Source organism: Marivita sp. NO-S04 (assembly GCF_059070475.1).
Window position 1 is genome coordinate 3,081,641 of sequence record NZ_CM180980.1, and the last position, 19,926, is coordinate 3,101,566.

17 protein-coding genes are annotated in these 19,926 nt (G+C 59.1%); 13 read left to right on the forward strand and 4 right to left on the reverse strand.

What is annotated here, in order from left to right; all coding sequences use genetic code 11:
- Positions 1–9: 9 nt before the first annotated feature.
- Both ACK3EW_RS15740 and truA read right to left on the reverse strand, forming a co-directional pair.
- Positions 10–1,191: an aspartate aminotransferase family protein gene (locus tag ACK3EW_RS15740; protein WP_493806927.1), complete on the reverse strand. Its 1,182-nt coding sequence runs from the start codon at positions 1,189–1,191 to the stop codon at positions 10–12.
- A gap of 300 nt (positions 1,192–1,491) precedes the next feature.
- Positions 1,492–2,262 (reverse strand): tRNA pseudouridine(38-40) synthase TruA, encoded by a 771-nt coding sequence (gene truA, locus ACK3EW_RS15745; protein WP_493806928.1) that lies wholly within the window; start codon positions 2,260–2,262, stop codon positions 1,492–1,494.
- 111 nt (positions 2,263–2,373) lie between these two features.
- On the opposite strand from truA, the gene ACK3EW_RS15750 reads away from it, so the two are divergent.
- The 8 genes from ACK3EW_RS15750 (at position 2,374) to ACK3EW_RS15785 (ending at position 10,953) form a co-directional block, all read left to right on the forward strand.
- Positions 2,374–3,789, forward strand: coding sequence for a YcjX family GTP-binding protein (locus tag ACK3EW_RS15750; protein WP_493806929.1), 1,416 nt, complete (start codon positions 2,374–2,376; stop codon positions 3,787–3,789).
- Positions 3,786–4,226: a GNAT family N-acetyltransferase gene (locus tag ACK3EW_RS15755; RefSeq protein ID WP_493806930.1), complete on the forward strand. Its 441-nt coding sequence runs from the start codon at positions 3,786–3,788 to the stop codon at positions 4,224–4,226. The genes ACK3EW_RS15750 and ACK3EW_RS15755 overlap by 4 nt, the downstream gene beginning before the upstream one ends.
- The gene (locus ACK3EW_RS15760) at positions 4,223–5,230 is read left to right on the forward strand and encodes a YcjF family protein (RefSeq protein ID WP_493806931.1); all 1,008 of its coding nucleotides are present in this window, start codon (positions 4,223–4,225) and stop codon (positions 5,228–5,230) included. Before ACK3EW_RS15755 ends, ACK3EW_RS15760 begins: the two co-directional genes overlap by 4 nt.
- A gap of 56 nt (positions 5,231–5,286) precedes the next feature.
- Positions 5,287–6,009: a VIT1/CCC1 transporter family protein gene (locus ACK3EW_RS15765; protein ID WP_493806932.1), complete on the forward strand. Its 723-nt coding sequence runs from the start codon at positions 5,287–5,289 to the stop codon at positions 6,007–6,009.
- A 229-nt stretch (positions 6,010–6,238) separates the two neighbouring features.
- Entirely contained in the window at positions 6,239–9,172 is a 2,934-nt protein-coding gene (gene ileS / locus ACK3EW_RS15770) for an isoleucine--tRNA ligase (protein ID WP_493806933.1), read from the forward strand.
- Positions 9,156–9,392 carry a DUF3253 domain-containing protein gene (locus ACK3EW_RS15775; protein ID WP_493806934.1) on the forward strand — a complete coding sequence of 79 codons (237 nt, stop codon included), beginning with the start codon at positions 9,156–9,158 and terminating at the stop codon, positions 9,390–9,392. Before ileS ends, ACK3EW_RS15775 begins: the two co-directional genes overlap by 17 nt.
- The gene (locus tag ACK3EW_RS15780) at positions 9,389–9,847 is read left to right on the forward strand and encodes a methylated-DNA--[protein]-cysteine S-methyltransferase (protein WP_493806935.1); all 459 of its coding nucleotides are present in this window, start codon (positions 9,389–9,391) and stop codon (positions 9,845–9,847) included. The genes ACK3EW_RS15775 and ACK3EW_RS15780 overlap by 4 nt, the downstream gene beginning before the upstream one ends.
- A gap of 248 nt (positions 9,848–10,095) precedes the next feature.
- Positions 10,096–10,953, forward strand: a complete 858-nt coding sequence (locus tag ACK3EW_RS15785) for a DMT family transporter (protein WP_439118401.1) — start codon at positions 10,096–10,098, stop codon at positions 10,951–10,953.
- A gap of 10 nt (positions 10,954–10,963) precedes the next feature.
- Here ACK3EW_RS15785 and ACK3EW_RS15790 read toward each other — a convergent pair whose 3' ends face one another.
- Positions 10,964–11,797: a prephenate dehydratase gene (locus ACK3EW_RS15790; protein WP_493806936.1), complete on the reverse strand. Its 834-nt coding sequence runs from the start codon at positions 11,795–11,797 to the stop codon at positions 10,964–10,966.
- Positions 11,798–11,920: 123 nt separating this feature from the next.
- On the opposite strand from ACK3EW_RS15790, the gene ACK3EW_RS15795 reads away from it, so the two are divergent.
- From ACK3EW_RS15795 to ACK3EW_RS15815, 5 genes are all read left to right on the forward strand, one after another.
- Positions 11,921–12,436 (forward strand): c-type cytochrome, encoded by a 516-nt coding sequence (locus ACK3EW_RS15795; protein WP_493806937.1) that lies wholly within the window; start codon positions 11,921–11,923, stop codon positions 12,434–12,436.
- 185 nt (positions 12,437–12,621) lie between these two features.
- Positions 12,622–14,571 carry an extracellular solute-binding protein gene (locus ACK3EW_RS15800; RefSeq protein WP_493806938.1) on the forward strand — a complete coding sequence of 650 codons (1,950 nt, stop codon included), beginning with the start codon at positions 12,622–12,624 and terminating at the stop codon, positions 14,569–14,571.
- A 7-nt stretch (positions 14,572–14,578) separates the two neighbouring features.
- Positions 14,579–15,739, forward strand: a complete 1,161-nt coding sequence (locus ACK3EW_RS15805) for a microcin C ABC transporter permease YejB (protein WP_439118397.1) — start codon at positions 14,579–14,581, stop codon at positions 15,737–15,739.
- Positions 15,740–15,742: 3 nt separating this feature from the next.
- On the forward strand, positions 15,743–16,933 hold the full coding sequence (locus tag ACK3EW_RS15810) for an ABC transporter permease (protein ID WP_439118396.1): 1,191 nt from the start codon (positions 15,743–15,745) through the stop codon (positions 16,931–16,933).
- A complete protein-coding gene (locus ACK3EW_RS15815; RefSeq protein WP_493806939.1) occupies positions 16,930–18,522 on the forward strand; it encodes an ABC transporter ATP-binding protein in 1,593 nt (530 codons plus the stop codon). The genes ACK3EW_RS15810 and ACK3EW_RS15815 overlap by 4 nt, the downstream gene beginning before the upstream one ends.
- Here ACK3EW_RS15815 and hemN read toward each other — a convergent pair.
- Positions 18,519–19,874, reverse strand: a complete 1,356-nt coding sequence (hemN, locus tag ACK3EW_RS15820; protein ID WP_493806940.1) for an oxygen-independent coproporphyrinogen III oxidase — start codon at positions 19,872–19,874, stop codon at positions 18,519–18,521. The two genes, ACK3EW_RS15815 and hemN, sit on opposite strands and share 4 nt — an antisense overlap.
- Between the last annotated feature and the right edge of the window lie 52 nt (positions 19,875–19,926).

Sequence of the window (19,926 nt, forward strand, 5' to 3'; positions counted from 1 at the left end):
ATCCAGCCCTCAGCTTTTTGCCTCAAGAACCGCGTCTGCCGCAAAGTCCAAACGGTTCACAGCTTCTGCGATCTCGTCCTCGCTGATATTGAGCGGCGGCAGCAGACGCACCACATTGTCCGCAGCCGGAACCGTGATTACACCACACCCGTAGCCGGCCTTCACCAACTCGACGGGCGCGACCTTGCACTTGAGGCCAAGCATCAAGCCAACGCCGCGCACCCCTTCGAACACGTCCGGATGCGCCGCAACCAGCCCTTCAAGCTTCTGCCGCAGGAATCCGGCCCGCGCGTTCACCGTTTCAAGGAATTCCGGCGTGCTGACAATGTCCATCACCGCGCAGCCTACGGCACAAGCGAGCGGGTTGCCGCCATAGGTCGACCCGTGCGTGCCTGCCGTCATGCCTGACGCCGCCTCTTCGGTGGCCAGAACCGCACCCAGCGGGAAGCCCCCGCCGATGCCCTTGGCAACCATCATGATGTCCGGCGTCACTCCCGCCCATTCATGCGCGAACAGACGCCCGGTGCGGGACACGCCACACTGCACCTCGTCGAGGATCAGAAGAATACCCTTCTCATCACAAAGCGCCCGCAGTCCCTTAAGGCATTGATCGGGCAGCGGTCGAATCCCGCCTTCGCCCTGCACAGGCTCGATCAGGATCGCGCCAACCGTATCATCGATCGCCGCGTGCAGCGCATCGTGGTCACCCCACCCCACATGCTTGAATCCGGGCAAAAGAGGCGCAAACCCCTTGGTCATCTTCTCAGATCCAGCCGCCGCGATACCCGCAGAGGACCGGCCATGGAACGACCCGTCAAAGGTCAGGATCGTCGTCTTCTCGGGATGGCCCTTCTCGTACCAATACTTGCGCGCCATCTTGACCGCCAACTCACAGGACTCAGTTCCGGAATTGGTAAAGAACACCGTATCGGCAAAGCTACTCGCCACCAGCTTGTCGGCCAATGCCTGCTGTTGCGGGATTTCATAGAGGTTCGACACATGCCACAGCTTCTGCGCCTGATCGGTCAACGCATGCACCAATGCAGGATGCGCATGGCCCAGCGCGTTCACCGCGATGCCAGCGCCCAGATCAAGAAAACGTCGCCCGTCCGCCTCGATCAACCAGGTGCCTTCGCCCTTCACGAAATGAAGCGGCGCACGGGAATAAGTCGGCAGGACAGAGGGGATCATGGGAAACCTCGTTTTAAGAAGCCCAAGCCGTGCCAAGCGGCGCGGGCCAAGTCAACGGAAAGGATGATGAATTCAGACAAAGGGTGACGGAACGCCCACAATTAGGGGCAGCAGGGTAAGATCAGCAGTCTCGTCGGATGTCGGTCAGCTTTGTCATGAGGTCACTTACTTTCAAACCAATCCGAAAAGCAATCCCAGACCTTCTTCTTTTTCCAAATATTGCCGGGGTTTGGGGCAGAGCCCCAAGCAGATTTTTCTAAAAATCTGACACCGCGATGCGCCAAGCGCAGCGCAAGACATCTATGTGTCAAAGGGGTCGTCAGGGTACCCAACGCCCATCAGATACAACCCCTGCGGCGGACACACCGGACCACAGGCCGCGCGGTCCCGCGCGTCCAAGGCCTGCTTCACGTCCTCCGGCACCCAAGCACCCGATCCAACCCGCTCAAGCGTGCCGACAAAGCTGCGCACCTGGTTGTGCAGAAACGACCGCGCGCGCAGCCGAAACTGAAACTCGGTGCCCCAATCGGTCTCGGCACAGGCAATGTCCAACCCATCCAGCGTCTTTACCGGGGATGCCGCCTGGCACATGGTCGACCGGAACGTGGTAAAGTCATGCAGCCCGATCAGATACTGCGCCGCCGTCTGCATCGGCTCTAACGCAAGAGCGTTCTTGACCTGCCAGACCTGCCCCGCCTCCAGCGTCAATGGCGCACGGCGCGACACCAACCGAAACAGATACCTCCGCTCCAATGCCGAGAACCGTGCGTGCCAGTCCTCTGCAACTTCTGCCGCATCGACAATCGCCACCGGCAACGGCTTCAGATGATGGTTCAACGCCTCCGACAAACGGAAGGGCGACCAGTCCTTGGCCAGATCGCAATGGCAGACCTGCCCACGCGCATGAACCCCTGCATCGGTGCGCCCGGCTGCGGCAATCGTGTGCTCTCCCGGCTCCAACTTGGCCAACGCGGATTCGATCGCACCCTGCACAGACGGCTGCTCCGCCTGCCTTTGCCAACCGGCAAAAGGCGCACCATTATATTCGACTTTCAGGGCGTATCTGGGCATGTGCCCGGCTTAGCCTGACGATTTGCGCCGAACAATCCCCCTTGCGCAGCACTGGTAACCGGGGGCATGCGCCTTTATCTCTGGGGCCAACGCAAAGAAAAGAGGCCGCCCTTGGTCATATCCACCATCGCCGACACGCTGACCCGCGGCTTTGAGAACGTCACAGACGCAGTGTCCGGCACGTTCTTTGAGCCAACGATCCGGCTTGGCGTGACCGGACTGGCCCGCTCGGGCAAGACGGTGTTCATCACCTCGCTGGTGGCGAACCTGATGGATCGTGGGCGGATGCCGGGTCTCTTGGCGCAAAGCGAAGGACGCATCCTTTCGGCTTATCTCCAGCCACAACCCGACGATACGCTGCCACGCTTCGATTATGAATCCCATCTGGGCGATCTGACGGCACGCGACCCGCACTGGCCCGACAGCACCCGTACGATCAGCGAATTGCGTCTGTCTTTAAAGGTGCGCCCCTCAGGTCTGCTGTCAGGGCTTCAGGGCCCACGAACCATACATCTCGACATTGTGGATTATCCCGGTGAGTGGTTGCTGGATCTTGGTTTGCTCGACAAAAGCTACAGCCAATGGTCTGAAGAAACCCTTAAACGTATCGAGAACCGCGATCTTGCCCGCGACTACCTCGAGCAGGCCCGTGCCGAAGACATGTCAGCGCCGCTGGAGGAACCCCGCGCGCAAAAACTGGCGGCCAGCTTTACTACCTATCTGAACGCCGCGCGCCAGACGGGATTTTCTGATTGTACCCCCGGTCGCTTCCTGCTGCCCGGTGATCTTGCCGGAAGCCCGGTCCTGACGTTCGCCCCCCTGCCGCCCACGCAGAGCCCACCCCGCAAATCGCTGGCGCGCGAGATGGAGCGGCGGTTCGAGGCGTATAAATCCCAAGTCGTCAAACCCTTCTTCCGCGATCACTTTGCAAAAATCGACCGTCAGGTCGTGTTGGTTGATGCCTTGGGCGCGATCCATGCGGGGCCACAAGCGGTCGAGGACATGCGGCAAGCGATGTCGGACATCCTCAGCGCTTTCCGCCCCGGGCAAAACCAGTTCCTGACACAGCTCTTGATCGGTAAAAGGGTCGAAAAGATCCTGTTTGCGGCCACTAAGGCCGACCACCTTCACCACACCCAACACGCTCGTCTGACTGCCATCATGGAAGCCCTGACACGCGACGCCCGCGACCGCGCGCAATTTGCGGGCGCCAAGACAAGCGCCATGTCCATTGCGTCCTTGCGTGCCACTGTCGAGGAAATGCGCGCACATCAGGGCGGCGAACTTGCCTGCGTGCGCGGCACACTGCTCGACAGTGGCAAACAGGCGGCGTTTTATCCCGGTGAACTGCCACAAGATCCGACCCACCTGCTTGGCCCCGCGCGCGACGGTGCCGCGAAATGGTTGGATCAGGAATATCAGGTCATGCGATTTGCCCCCGCGCAACTGAATCTCAAACCGGGCGACGGCCCGCCGCATATCCGGCTTGATCGCGCGGCCCAGTTTCTGATCGGAGACAAGCTGTGACCGTTCTCCGCCCTGCCACACCGCTAGACGTTGGCCGCGTCGGCGCGATCTTGTCCGCGTGGATCGACGAAACCCCGTGGATGCCTCGCATCCACACCCGCGCCGAGGATATCGGTTTTGCAGGCATGATGGTGGATCGCGGCTGGGTCACTGTTTCCGAAAACGAAACAATCACTGGCTTTCTGGCGCGCAACGGCGACGACATCCATGCGCTCTATATTGATCCCAAAGCACGCGGACAGGGCATCGGGTCAAAGCTGTTGGCCAATGCCATGCACCAAGAGGACCAGCTCACGCTCTGGACCTTTCAGGCCAACACCCGCGCACAGGCATTTTACGAACGCCACGGCTTTACCCCCGTCGAACACACCGGTGGCGCAGGCAATGATGAAGGCCTGCCCGACATCCGGTATCACTGGCAAAGGACGGACACATGACAAACGCCAAAGGTCCCGTCCTGTTCGATCTGGACGACGCCGCACCAACCCAGACCCCTGCAGAGGCGCCTCCGGTTCCCGACACACTGGACCCAGCACTGCAGGGGCAAGCCATGACCACGGCCGCAGCCCTTGCATCGCGTCCTGTGTCGCGACTGGCGCGTTGGTTCTGGTCGCTGCTTTTTGCGCTGATCACAACCGTTGCTTCGGTCGCGGCGTGGAATTTCGTGACCACTCTGGTGAGCCAGAACCTCTATCTCGGCTATGCGGTGGCGGCGCTTTTTGCGCTGTTTCTGCTGGTCGTTCTGCTGATCGTGATCAAAGAGCTTTCGGCATTTGCCCGCCTTGGACGCATAGATCGCATCCAGCACGCCGCCGAGACAGCCCTAGCGAGCGCAGACCTGACCGCCGCGCGGACGGTCATCAAAGACCTGACCGGCCTCTATGCCGGGCGCGATGACACCAAATGGGGCCGCGACCGCCTGAAGGACCGCGAGGCGGATATGTTTGACGCCTCCGCCCTGATCGCGCTGGCTGATCACGAACTCCTAGGCCCGCTCGACGCCGCTGCCCGGCGCGAGGTCGAAGCCGCCGCCCGTCAGGTTGCGACCGTCACAGCACTCGTGCCTTTGGCACTCGCCGATGTGGTCGCCGCCCTCGGCTCCAACATACGTATGATCCGCCGCATCGCCGAGATCTACGGTGGACGCTCTGGAACGCTGGGCAGTTGGCGCCTGACCCGCGCCGTCCTGTCCCACCTTGTCGCTACTGGCGCTGTTGCAGTGGGTGACGACATGCTTGAACCGATCCTTGGCGGGTCGATCTTAGGCAAACTTTCGCGTCGCTTTGGCGAAGGCTTGGTCAATGGCGCGCTGACCGCCCGCGTCGGTGTTGCGGCCATCGAAGTCTGCCGCCCCCTGCCCTTTGCCCCCGGCAAACGCCCCTCGGTCCGGTCGATCATCAAAACCGCCCTTTCGGGCCTAGTCACCACCAAGTCCCGCTAATCCGTCTTTGATCCAGCGCATGGCACGTTCTGCGCACCTGCCCCAATCTGGATCACATGACCCAATCCCCCGGTGACCACGGCCACAGCCAAGCCGAAATCGAAGCCCGCATCGACGCCCCTGCCGGGCGCGGCTACCTGCGCGACATCGTCTATGGTGCCATCGATGGATCGGTGACCACCTTCGCCATCGTGGCCGGCGTTGCGGGCGCGGGCCTGAGCCCGTGGATCATCATCGCGCTTGGCATCGCCAATGTGCTGGCAGACGGGTTTTCCATGGCCGCCGGAAACTACTCTGCCACCAAGGCAGAACTCGACGACGCCCGCCGCCTACGCGAGGTCGAGGAGCGCCACATCCGCAAATATCCCGAAGGCGAACGCAACGAATTGCGCGAGATTCTGCGCCGCAAAGGTCTGTCAGGCGATGCGCTCGACGGTGCGGTCGATCAGATCTCGCAGAACCGCGAACAATGGGTGCAATTGATGCTCGAAGGCGAATATGGTCTCGCCTCTGTCGACCCGCATCCTTTCAAGGCCGCATGGGCCACGTTTCTGGCTTTTCTCGCGGCGGGTATGATCCCGCTTTTGCCGTTTCTTTTGGGATTAGAGGATGCTTTCCGCATCTCGACCCTCCTGACGTTGATCACCTTCTTCGCCATCGGCGCTTACAAATCCAAATGGTCGTTGGCACCGTGGTGGCGTTCGGGTTTGGAGACGCTGCTCATCGGCGGTATAGCCGCGGCTATCGCCTATCTGGTCGGCACCATGTTCGAGACCTGACCGGCGCCCGTCTTCGTTTTCCAAATACGGGGTTTGGGGGGCTGGGAAACACTGTCTGGACGTCTGCCTCTGTCACTCCTATAACGCGCCGCATGACGCATTTGATCGCGATCATTATTCGAATTACATGCCCGGCGCTCTGAGCAATCGAGCCGCCGGGACAAGGCGTATGGACACCCGCGCCGATCCTCTCACACATTCCTGATCCGAACACCCGAGGACGCTCCAAATGTGCGCCGACACACCCGAATACAAAGACACGCTGAACCTGCCCAAAACCGATTTTCCGATGCGCGCCGGGCTGCCCAACCGCGAACCTGCATGGCTTGAAAAATGGGCCACGATGGGCATTTACGACCGCCTGCGCGACAAGGCTGCCCTCGCCCGTGAGGGCGAAAATGGACAAGCTCGCAAGCCGTTCACCCTCCACGACGGCCCTCCCTACGCCAACGGCCACCTTCACATCGGTCACGCGCTGAACAAGATCCTCAAGGACATGGTCGTGCGCTCCCAGCAGATGATGGGCCGCGATGCGCGCTACATCCCCGGCTGGGACTGCCACGGCCTGCCCATCGAATGGAAGATCGAGGAACAGTACCGCGCCAAGGGTCTCGACAAGGACGAGGTCGATGTCGTGGCCTTCCGTCAGGAATGCCGCAAGTTCGCCGAGGGCTGGATCGACATCCAGCGCGACGAATTCAAGCGTCTTGGCATCACCGGCACGTGGGACAAGCCCTACCTGACGATGGACTTTCGCGCCGAGCGGATCATCGCAGAGGAATTCCAGAAATTCCTGATGACCGGGACGTTGTATCAGGGGTCCAAGCCCGTGATGTGGTCGCCGGTGGAAAAGACAGCGCTGGCCGAGGCCGAGATCGAGTATCACGACCACAAGTCCCATACGATCTGGGTGCCGTTTAAAGCGACCAACGGCGAAGGTGATCTGCAAGGTGTGAAAGTCGTCATCTGGACAACCACACCCTGGACCATCCCGTCGAACAAGGCCGTCGCCTATGGCAATGGCATCGCCTACGGATTGTACGAAGTCACAGGCCGCCCGGAGGAATGCTGGGCGCGCATCGGTGACCGCTACTTGCTGGCCGATACCTTGGCCGAAGACGTGCTGGCCAAGGCGCGGCTGGAGCCGTCGATGTACCGTCGCCTGCGCGATGTGTCGGCGGACGAGCTGGGCGCGCTGACGCTGGCACACCCCTTCCGGGGCCTCGACGGCGCGGACGGGTTCTGGGATTACGACGTGCCGATGATCGACGGCGATCACGTGACCGACGATGCTGGCACCGGCTTTGTGCACACCGCACCAAGCCACGGTCAGGAAGACTACGAAGCGTTCGTCGCCCGTGGCTGGATGGACCGGATGACCCATAACGTGGGCGAGGAATCCGAGTTCCTACCGCATGTGCCATTCTTTGCAGATCTCAAAGTGCTTGATCACAAGGGCAAGGAAGGCAAGGCCAACACCGCCGTGATCGACAAGCTGGTCGAAGCGGGTGGATTGCTGGCCCGTGGACGCATGACCCACAGCTATCCGCACTCGTGGCGGTCAAAAGCCCCGGTGATCTACCGCAACACGCCGCAATGGTTTGCTGCGATCGACCGTACGGTTGGCGACGGTCAGGATGACTACGGCACAACGATCCGCGAACGGGCGCTGAACTCCATCGACCAGTTGGTCAAATGGACGCCACAGACCGGGCGCAACCGTTTGTATTCGATGATCGAGGCACGCCCGGATTGGGTTCTGTCCCGTCAGCGAGCATGGGGCGTGCCGCTGACGTGTTTCGTCAAGAAAGGCGCGTTGCCAACCGACGCCGGCTTCCTGCTGAAGGACGAACAAGTCAACGCCCGCGTTCTTGAGGCATTTGAGGCCGAAGGCGCGGACGCTTGGTACAAACCTGGCGCGAAAGAGCGGTTCCTGGGCAATGACTACGATCCGAGCGAATGGGAACAGGTGTTCGACATTCTGGATGTGTGGTTCGATTCTGGCTCCACCCACGCCTTTGTCCTGCGCGACCGCGAGGACGGATCCGAGGACGGTCTCGCCGATCTTTACCTCGAAGGGACCGACCAGCACCGCGGCTGGTTCCATTCCTCGATGCTCCAGTCCTGCGGCACCCAAGGCCGAGCGCCTTATCGCGGTGTGTTGACCCACGGGTTCACACTCGATGAGAAGGGCAACAAGATGTCCAAATCGCTGGGCAACACGGTGGCCCCCGAGGACGTGACCAAACAGTACGGTGCCGATATCCTGCGCCTTTGGGTGGCTCAGGCCGATTACACCGCCGACCTGCGCATTGGACCTGAGATCCTCAAAGGGGTCGCCGACAGCTACCGCCGCCTTCGCAACACCATGCGCTATATGCTCGGCGCGCTGTCGCACTTCACCGAGGCGGACCGAGTAGACCCTGCGGACATGCCCGAGTTGGAGCGCTACGTTCTGCACCGTCTGGCGGAACTGGATGAGGTCGTGCGCAACGGCTACGATTCCTACGATTTCCAAGGCGTGTTCCAGCAGTTGTTCAACTTCTGCACGGTGGAACTGTCGGCGTTCTATTTCGACATCCGCAAGGACGCGTTGTACTGCGACGGCAACACGCAACGCCGCCGGGCCGCGCGGACGGTGATGGACATCCTGTTCCACCGCCTTACCACTTGGCTTGCACCAGTGCTGGTCTTCACGATGGAAGATGTCTGGCTTGACCGCTTCCCGGGTGAGGACTCCTCGGTGCATTTGCAGGACATCCCGGAAACGCCCGCCTCGTGGAAAGACGAGGCGCTCGCTGCGAAATGGGCCAAGGTGCGCCGCGCCCGCCGGGCTGTGACCGCGGCACTCGAAGTGCAGCGGACGGATAAGGTGATCGGTGCGTCGCTTGAAGCGGCACCCGTGGTGCATATCGAAGATGCCGAGATGCTGGAGGCGCTGAAGTCGGTGAACTTCGACGATATCTGCATCACCTCCGGCATCAACCTGACCGGCGACCCGGCCCCGGCTGAGGCGTTCCGCCTGCCCGAGGTCACGGGGGTTGGTGTGGTCTTTGAGAAGGCCGATGGCGACAAGTGCCAGCGGTGCTGGAAGATCCTGCCCGATGTCGGCACGCACCAGCATCCCGGGACTTGCCAGCGGTGCAATGACGCCCTCGGATAACGCCATCGCGGACGTCCTGCTTGACCTCGCGCATCAGCGCGGGGTCGGGAAAACCTTTTGCCCTTCCGAAGCTGCGCGGCAATTGTCGGACGATTGGCGCCCCTTGATGGCAGACGTGCGGCGGGTGGCGGCAATCCTTTCATTGCATGCAAGCCAGAAAGGCCAAACAGTCGATCCGTTGACAGCCAAAGGCCCGATCCGGTTAGGGCTTCCGGGATGAGCCATTTTGAACATGCTGTTAAGTCACCACTGGGGCCGTTGACCTTGATTGCAGATGCAGTGGGGATCACCGCGCTTGAATGGTGCGATGGACGGAGTGACGGGACACCTGTTCTGACGCAAGCTGCCACGCAACTTGATGCGTATTTCGCAGGGAAACAGCAGGATTTCACTGTTCCGATCCGGCTGACCTGTTCAGATTTCCAGCGCACGGTCTGTGCTGCCATGTCTGCGATCCCATTTGGGGAAACGCGGACTTATGGAGATTTGGCGGCACAGCTGGGCGTTCCCGCGCAGGCGATTGGGCAGGCGTGCGGGGGCAATCCGATTCCGATCCTCATTCCGTGCCACCGGGTGTTGGGGGCCAATGGGCTGGGTGGGTATTCCGGCGATGGTGGGGTCGAGACCAAGGTTTGGTTGCTGCGGCACGAAGGGACGGCAGGGTTGTTGATTTGAGGGGTCGGTGCGTGTGAGCACGCGTCCTTCGAAAATGTTTCGCATGCGAAACAATAGGTCCGATTCGGACCTAACTTTGCAAACCCGATTAATGGCGCGTTAGACTTTGCAAACCGTTAAGAACTGGTAAAGCCAAGCGCAGCACCAACATCGACTTCGCGCGCTGACGCTTGTGCATGAGCATTTATGTGCTACTCCGAACTAGCGCGGTGTGACGTGCTTCGCATAGGTTCAAATAAAAGCGCAGCATGACAGAACAAAACCGTGCCATCCTTCTGATGATCGCCGCGATCTTCTGCTTTTCGATCATGGACGCGACGGTAAAAGCCTTGGCTCCAAACGTTGGTGTGCTTCCGGCACTTTGGGCGCGGTACGCGGGGCAGATGCTCTTGGTATTTGTCTTAGTTCTGCCGAGACTCAAAACCGTGGTGCGCACGAAATACCCCGGTTTCCAATTCTTTCGGTCTCTTCTCCTGATGAGCGCAACAGCCTGTTTCTTTACTGGCCTGAGCTTGATCCCACTGTCGGATGCGGCTGCTTTGATGTCGACCAATCCCATGCTGATCACGCTGGGTGCAGCGATGTTTTTGGGCGAGAAGCTTGGGATACGTCGCATTGCCGGGATTGTTGCTGCGATGATCGGCGCTTTGATCATCATTCGGCCTGGCAGCGATGTGTTCAGTGCTGCTGCACTTTTCCCTCTGGGCGCTGCCGTCTGCTATTCGGCCTATGCCCTGCTGACCCGCCGGGTGGGTGCGGATGAGGATGTTTGGACATCGCTGTTCTATACCGGATTCGTTGGTACTGTGTTGCTCAGCATCCTTGTGCCGTTTCAATGGCAGACGCCAAGTGCAACGGATGCCGGTCTGATGGTGATTGTGGCTCTGGCAGGTACGACAGGGCAGCTTGCGCTGATTCAAGCGTTTACCAAAGGCGAGGCCGCGATGCTGGCGCCGTATTCATACACCGGGCTTGCCTTCGCGGCCTTTTGGGGCGTGCTCTTTTTCTCTGAAGTGCCAGACTTTTGGACAATCGTCGGCAGCTTGGTGATCGCCGCAGCGGGACTGTACGTCTGGCACCGGGAGGCGCAACTGAAGGCAGGTTAAGCCGCGCGTGTCAGTCGCGGCGGGGATCACGTGGATACGTTCCGAGAATGTTCAGCATATCGGTGAAGTAATCCAGTTCTTCCAGAGCCAGCGCGACATCGGGGTCGTCGGGGTGGCCTTCGATATCTGCGTAGAACTGTGTCGCCGTGAACGAGCCGTCGACCATATAGCTTTCCAGCTTGGTCATGTTCACGCCATTGGTCGCGAAACCACCCATAGCCTTGTAGAGAGCGGCAGGTATGTTGCGGACCTGAAAGACGAAAGTGGTCATCATGCCGTGATCACCGCGCCGCGTGGTGTCGCCATCGCGCGACATCAGCAGGAAGCGGGTGGTGTTGCTGTCGGTGTCCTCAATGTGACGAGCCAGGACGTTCAGGCCGTAAATCTCGCCCGCCAGTTCACTGGCCAAGGCGGCCGCGTGTTTTTCGCCGCGTTCCGCAATCTCGCGGGCGGCGCGGGCGTTGTCGGCATTCACGCGGCCGCGGATGCCGTATTTGGTAAGGAACGTCGCGCATTGTGGCAGCAGAACCAGATGTGAATGCGCCTCGGTCACGTCCTCGAGTTGCGCCCCCGGCACGCCAAGCAAGTTGATGTGCACACGGACGAACGCTTCGTCGATGATTTTGAGACCACTTTTCGGCAACAGGCGATGAATGTCGGCAACCCGGCCATAGATCGTGTTTTCGACCGGGAGCATCGCAAGGTCGGCCTTGCCCGTTTGTACCGCAGAGATCACGTCTTCAAAGGTGCGGCAGGGCAAAGGCTCCATATCCGGGCGCTTGTATCGGCAGGCTTCGTGCGAATAGGCCCCGAGTTCACCCTGAAAGGCGATGGCATTGGTCATGTGAACTCCGACAATTGGCCCTTCGGGCGTTTGGTCGCGGCTTCTACACCTTGCCTTGCTGAAGGGGAAGCAATAGATACCCGCGCGATACGCAAGAAACACTAGCGGACGGGTACGCACACAATGTTGGATACAATGACCTTCACCAAGATCGTCGGCAGCTTTTGTGGCGCGCTTCTGATCTTCCTTCTGGGCAAATGGGCTGCCGAGACGCTTTACCACGTGGGCGGTGCCCATGGTGAAGAAGTTGCGGTCTACGTCATCGAAACAGGCGAAGACGACGCGCCGGCAGAAGAGGTCGCAGCCGTCAATTTCGACACGATGATCGAAACCGCAGACGCAGGAAAAGGTGAGCGGGTCTTCGGCAAGTGCCGCGCCTGTCACAAGTTGGAAGCGGGTGAAAACGCCGCTGGGCCGTACCTTTATAATGTGGTGGGCCGAGATGTCGGTGCAGCGCAGGGTTTCAACTACTCGGGCGCTCTGAATGAAGTGGCCGAAGTCTGGACACCCGAGAACCTGTATTACTTCCTTGAGAACCCGCGCGGCTGGGCCCCCGGCACATCCATGGGCTTTGCAGGTCTGAGCAAGTCGGACGAGCGCCAGAACCTGATTGCCTATCTCGCGACATTCTCTGAGTGATCGTCTGATCATATCCTGACAGATCAGGCCGCTACCCTCGGGTAGCGGCTTTTCTTTTTCACAATCACGTTTTTTCCTCGGCATTTACGCCGGGCTCACGCATTCTCACCTTGAATGTGGGCGAATTCGTTCTTTAGCTTACATATTAGCGCAGAGATGCACGAATGAGCTACGGAGACTAGAACATGTCCAACAGACGCGGCCGGCCTTCCTTTGCAGATATCGATCGTCGTCAAACGCTGAAGTTGCTGGGTGGCAGCGCCGTCGCTGCAAGCGCGGGCGCTTCCGGAACTCTGGCTTTTGCAGAAAGCCACGGCGGCGGGGATGAGATTATCCGTGCACATGGATATTCGTATTTCGGCGATCTGTTGTATCCGCCAGATTTCTCGCATTTCAACTACGTGAACCCCAATGCCCCCAAGGGCGGGCAGATCACGCTGAGCGCGCGGGGCACGTTCGACGGGTTCAATCGCTGGGCGTGGCGCGGCAATCCGCAGACCAATTCGGATGTTGTGGGCGAGTCACTGTTGGCTGGCGACACATTCGGGACAGCGGTTCCGGCGGATTCACTGACTGATCAGTACTGCCTGATTGCACGCGAGGTTGAATACCCCAAATCTAAGGAATGGTGCGTGTTCCACCTGCGCGATGATGTGGTTTTCCGCAATGGTGCGCCACTCCGGGCGCAAGACGCGGCGTTCACCTTCAACCTGTTTATCGAACAGGGCATCCGGTCTTTCTCGCGGTCTGTTAGTGAACGGATCGAAGGCGTCGAGGTGATCGACGACTACACGTTGCGCTATAAGTTCGTGGATGGAATTTCGCGCCGGTCGCTGATCAGCCAAGTGGGTGGCATGATCGTGTTGTCCGAGGACTGGTACAAGGAAACCGGTGAACGGCTGGACGAGCCGTCGGTGATGTCGCCGATGGGATCCGGCCCGTATCAGGTGGGCGACTACGAGTTCAACCGCTACGTGGTTTACGAGCGCAACCCGAATTACTGGGGCTGGGACCACCCGATCAACGTAGGGCGCCACAACTTTGACCGCATCCGCATCGAATACTTTGCAGATGCGACTGCCGAATTCGAAGCATTCAAGGCAGGCGAGTATACATTCCGGTCCGAAGGGTCGAGCAAACGCTGGGCCACCGGCTATGATTTCCCGGCAATCAATGATGGGCATGCAAAGCGCGAGGCGCTTCCCGATCAGACGGCCCCTCTTAACTCCGGTATCATTTTCAACACGTTGCGCGCGCCCGTCGACAACCGCAATGTGCGCCATGCCCTGTCACTGGCCTTCAACTTTGAATGGACCCGCGAGTCGCTTGAGTTTGACCTGACGACACAGCGCAATTCGTTTGCCGAAGGTCAGGAATGGGAGGCCAGGGGCGTACCTGAAGGGGCCGAATTGGCCTTCTTCCAATCACTGGGGGACGTTGTTCCGCCAGATTTGCTGACCGAACCGGTGGTCATGCCGCACACGTCGAACAAGGACAATCCATCCGACCGCCGCAACCAACGCACTGCGTTGCGTATCCTTGCCGAAGAAGGTTGGTCGGTTGACGACCAAGGCCGCATGGTCAACGAAAACGGCGAACAGATGTCGCTGGATTTCCTGGTTCTATCGACATGGGACGATACGCGGCAGGCGACCATCGAGACCTACGTGAACACGCTGCGCGACTGGGGCATTGAGGTGAACGCCAACGCGGTTGACTCTGCACAGGGGCAGCAACGCTTCCTCGACAAGGATTACGACCTCATCCAGACGTCGATGCAGACCTTCTCAACCATCGGAACGGGGTTGAAGCAGCTTTTCGGGTCGGAAACCGCGGAAGTGTCTTCTTGGAACCCGTCAGCGCTGCGCAGCCCTGTGGTGGATGCCATCATTGAAGCAGCGCTGAATGCGGAATCGCGGGAAGACGAAGTGATCGCGATGATGGCACTGGATCGTGCGTTGCGCTATGAGCGGGTGATTGCCCATGCTGGTTTTGTGCCTGAATATTGGGTCGCCTATTACGACATCTTCGAACGCCCCGAGACTTTGCCAACACTTGGGTTGGGGGTTCTCGACTTCTGGTGGTTCAACGACGAGAAATACGAGGCCCTCAAGGCCGCTGGCGCGCTGAGGTAAAAGACCCTTGGGAGCCTATATTCTTCGACGGCTGTTGCTGATCATTCCGACGTTGTTCGGGATCATGGTGATCAACTTTGCCCTGACGCAATTCGTACCAGGCGGGCCCATTGAACAAACGCTCGCGCGCATCCAAGGCGAAGGCGACGTGTTCGCCGGGTTCTCGGGCGATGGTGGTGGCAACCAGAATGTCGAAGAGACATTCGGGTCAGACAGCGACTACATCGGTGCCCGTGGGCTGCCCAAGGAATTCATCGAAACGCTTGAGATCGAGTTCGGCTTTGCGCGGATCGTCTGTGAAGACGGGTATATCGGGGAACCCGATCTGGACGACCCGGCCTGCCAGAAAGAAGCCATCGGCGCGGTTGAGCGGTTCGGCATGATGATGTGGAACTATCTGCGTCTCGATTTCGGAGAGAGCTATTTCCGGTCCATCGGCGTGATGGAACTGGTTCTGGAAAAGATGCCTGTCTCTATCTCATTGGGCCTGTGGTCCACGATCATCGCCTATATCGTGTCGATCCCTCTGGGCATTCGCAAAGCTGTCAAAGATGGCACCCCTTTCGACACCTACACGTCGGCAGCCATCATCGTGGCATATGCGATCCCGGGATTCCTGTTTGCGATCCTGTTGCTTGTGCTGTTCGCAGGCGGATCATACTTTCAGATCTTCCCGCTCAGGGGGCTGACTTCGGACAATTGGGACGAGCTTCCGTTCTTTGCCAAGATCGCGGATTATTTCTGGCACATTGCGCTGCCGGTTTTGGCCTCGACGATTTCGGCCTTTGCGACGCTCACCTTGCTGACCAAGAACAGCTTTCTGGACGAGATCAAAAAGCAATACGTGATCACCGCGCGGGCCAAAGGTTTGGCAGAACGTCAAGTGCTCTATGGCCACGTCTTCCGCAATGCGATGTTGATCGTGATCGCGGGCTTTCCGGCGGTGTTTATCGGCGTGTTCTTTTCCGGATCGTTGATCATCGAGACGATCTTTTCGCTGGATGGGTTGGGGCGCCTTGGGTTCGAAGCAGCGGTGGCCCGCGATTACCCGGTGATCTTTGGCACTTTGTTCGTTTTTGGCCTGATCGGCCTTGTCGTCGGTATCCTGTCGGACCTGATGTATGTGCTGGTCGACCCACGCATCGACTTTGAGAAACGGGAGGGCTGACACATGGCAGCCAATCCCGAACCAAGCGACCGCGATATCGTAACCGAACCAAGCCCAGCGGTGCCTGTAGCCCCCGTACGCAGCCGGTTCACGTTGTCCCCGTTGAACCAACGGCGCTGGAACAACTTCAAACGCAATCGCCGCGCGTTCTGGTCGCTGATTATCTTCTGCGTGTTGTTCGGCATGTCGCTGTTTGCCGAGTTCATCGCCAACGACAAACCGATCCTCGTGCAGTATCGCGGCGAGTATTACACCCCGATCTTCAGCTTCTACCCAGAGACAGCATTCGGAGGCGATTTCAGGACAGAGGCCGCATATCGCGATCCCGAAGTGAAATGCCTCATCCGTACAGGCGGGCTTGAGGAATGCTTTGACGATCCAGAAGGGCTGATCGAACAAGTCGATCAAGGCGTCGTTCTTGATGGTGATTTCTACAAAGGCTGGTCGATCTGGCCGCCCATTCCCTATGATTATCAAACCCCGGTCGACCGCCCCGGCGCCGCCCCCCTGCCCCCAAGCGAGCAGAACTGGCTGGGCACCGATGATACCAAGCGCGATGTGATGGCGCGGGTCATCTATGGCTTTCGGCTATCGATCTTCTTCACCCTGATCGTCACGGTCCTGGCCAGCGTTGTGGGCATCGTCGCAGGGGCTTTGCAGGGGTATTTTGGCGGCTGGCTTGACCTGATCTTTCAGCGGATCATCGAGATCTGGTCGTCGACGCCATCGCTGTACATCATCATCATCTTGTTCGCGATATTGGGGCGAAGTTTCTGGCTCCTTGTGTTTTTGACAGTGCTGTTCGGCTGGACCGCCCTTGTCGGCGTGGTCAGGGCCGAATTCCTGCGCGCGCGTAACCTTGAATATGTAAGGGCGGCCAAGGCGCTTGGCGTCTCGAACACGACAATCATGTTCCGGCACATGCTGCCCAACGCGATGGTGGCGACTTTAACCATGCTGCCCTTTATCGTGACCGGTACTATCAGCACGCTGGCGGGTCTGGATTTCCTTGGCTTTGGCTTGCCATCGTCGGCGCCATCGTTGGGGGAATTGACCTTGCAAGCCAAGCAGAACCTCCAAGCGCCGTGGCTGGGCTTTACCGCGTTCTTCGTGTTCGCCCTAATGCTGTCACTGCTGGTCTTCATCTTCGAAGGCGTGCGCGACGCGTTTGATCCGAGAAAGACGTTTACATGAACAGCATCCTCGAGGTGAAAAACCTCTCCGTGGGTTTCCGGCAGGATGGGCAGACCGTACCAGCAGTGCGGGGCGTGTCGTTCCATATCGAGCGCGGCGAAACCGTGGCTTTGGTCGGGGAATCGGGATCTGGCAAGTCGGTGACCGCATTGTCGACGGTGTCTCTCTTGGGGGATTCCGCTAGGGTCGATGGGTCGGTGCTTTATAATGGCGAAGAGATGGTCGGTGCTGATGATGCGCAGTTACGGCGCATCCGGGGCAACGACATCAGCTTCATTTTCCAGGAACCGATGACATCGCTCAACCCACTCCACACGCTGGAAAAGCAGTTGGCCGAGTCGCTGGCGCTGCACCAAGGTCTGGCCGGAGATGCGGCACGGGCACGGATTATCGAACTGCTGAACAAAGTGGGTATCCGTGACCCCGAAAGCCGCCTTGGCGCCTATCCGCACCAGTTATCCGGTGGTCAGCGTCAACGGGTGATGATCGCGATGGCGTTGGCGAACGGGCCGGAACTGCTGATTGCGGATGAACCTACGACGGCTTTGGACGTGACCATTCAGGCGCAGATTCTGCAATTGCTGGCCGAGCTTAAAGACGCCGAGGATATGAGCCTTTTGTTCATCACCCATGACCTTGGCATCGTGCGCAAGATCGCTGATCGGGTTTGTGTGATGAAGGACGGGCAGATCGTCGAGTCAGGGCCAACCCGCGAGATTTTCAGCAATCCGCAGCATCCTTATACGCAGATGCTGTTGAGTGCGGAATCCACAGGCTCCCCTGATCCGGTCAAAGAGGGCGCGGAAGAGATCGCGCGGACCGACAACCTCAAGATCTGGTTCCCGATCCAGCAAGGTTTCATGAAGCGCACGGTTGGCTATGTGAAGGCCGTCAACGATGCAACTATCGCTGTACGCGCTGGTGAAACTGTAGGCATCGTAGGTGAATCCGGGTCGGGCAAGACGACGCTGGCGCTGGCTATTATGCGGCTGATCGGGTCCGAGGGCGGGATCACATACCGGGGCCAGAATGTGCGCGACTGGTCAACTCGCGAATTGCGGCGACTGCGGAGCGAGATGCAGATCGTATTCCAAGACCCGTATGGCAGCCTTAGTCCGCGCATGACTTGCGAACAGATCATTGCCGAAGGACTGGGGGTACACGGGGCACCAGATGGGCGCACCAGCCGCGAGTTGGTCACCGAAGTGATGACCGAAGTCGGTCTTGATCCGGCGACAATGCACCGCTACCCGCATGAGTTTTCCGGCGGTCAGCGTCAACGCATCGCCATTGCGCGGGCGATGGTTCTTCGACCCAAACTTGTGGTATTGGATGAGCCGACATCAGCGCTGGACATGACGGTTCAGGTGCAGATCGTGAACCTGCTGCGCGACCTTCAGAAGAAATACGACCTTGCGTATCTATTCATCAGCCACGATCTGAAGGTGGTCCGCGCGATGTCACACAAGGTCATCGTGATGAAGGCAGGGGATGTCGTGGAATACGGCACTGCTGAAGACGTGTTCACCCATCCGCAGACGGATTACACAAAGACGCTTATGGCGGCTGCGTTCGATCTGGCGAGTTAAATCGCTGAACTGTGGCCAGCCGAGGACAGGTCGTAGGCGTCGAAACTGCGGGCGATGATCCGAGTGAGAGGACGGGCTTCGGGGGGCACGTAAAGACCGTTACTGTCGACAACCAGCAGGTTCTCGAACTCTGAATTGGTCCGTCTGAGCAGATCCGTCACTTCGCCCTGGGTTGTTTTGTAGTCCCGCACAAGCTCTGCCGTGTCGACCCGGAAGTCACACATCAGCATTTCGATCATGCGCGCGCGCAGTTTGTCCTGTTGGGTAAAGCTGTGGCCACGCACGGTCGAGAATTCATGTGCGCGGATCGCCTTGGTATATGCGGATGTGGCAGGTGCGTTCTGCGCATAGCCCTGCGGAAATCTGGAGATCGAAGACGCTCCCAAACCGACCAAGACATCTGACGTGTCGTCGGTGTAGCCTTGGAAATTACGGCGCAACGTGCCTTTTCGCGCCGCAACGGACAGACCATCTTCGCGGGTGGCGAAATGGTCGATCCCGATCTCTTCGTAATTGTCCCAGACAAAAAGCTTGCGGGCGGTTTCGAACAGATCGAGCCGTTCGTCCGGGCGCGGAAGCGCATCCGAGGGAATCATCTGCTGACGCTTGGCCATCCAAGGCACATGCGCATAGCCATACAGTGCGACGCGGTCCGGAGAGAGAGACAAGAGCTTCTGCACCGAATCGACGATCTTGCTGCGGGTCTGATCGGGCAAGCCGTAAAGGATGTCCGCGTTCAGGCTTTGAATGCCCCGGTCGCGGATCATGTCGACCGCCCGTTTGGTCGTGTCGAAACTTTGTTCGCGACCAATGGTCTTTTGAATGACGGGATCAAAATCCTGCACACCGATCGAGGCGCGGTTCATGCCGCCTTCGAACAGGGCATCAAGACGACCTGCGTCAATCTCGTTCGGGTCGATTTCGACGGAGAATTCGTAGTTATCTGCAAAATCTGCCACTTCACGCACTGCTGCGTTCAGATCACGCATATGTTCTGGCGACATGAGGGTCGGCGTGCCCCCGCCCCAGTGCAGACGTGACAGACGAACGCCGCGCGGCAGGTGCCGTTTTAGAAGGGTCAGTTCGTCCTTGAGCGTTTCCACATAGGCCGTGACCGGCTCACCGCTGGCCGTTCCTTGCGTCCGGCAGGCACAAAACCAGCACAGACGGCGACAAAACGGCACATGCAGATAGAGCGAAATTTCGGAGCTTTCCGGGATCGCTTCGATCCAATCGGAGAAATCCCCCGGCTTCACGTCATTCTTGAAATGCGGCGACGTAGGATAACTCGTGTACCGAGGTACCTTCGCGTCGAATAGTCCCAATCGGGAAAGTTGTGTTCTCGCTATCATGTGCATAGCATTAGAAGAGAAACACCAAATCAACTTTGATACAGATCAAGAC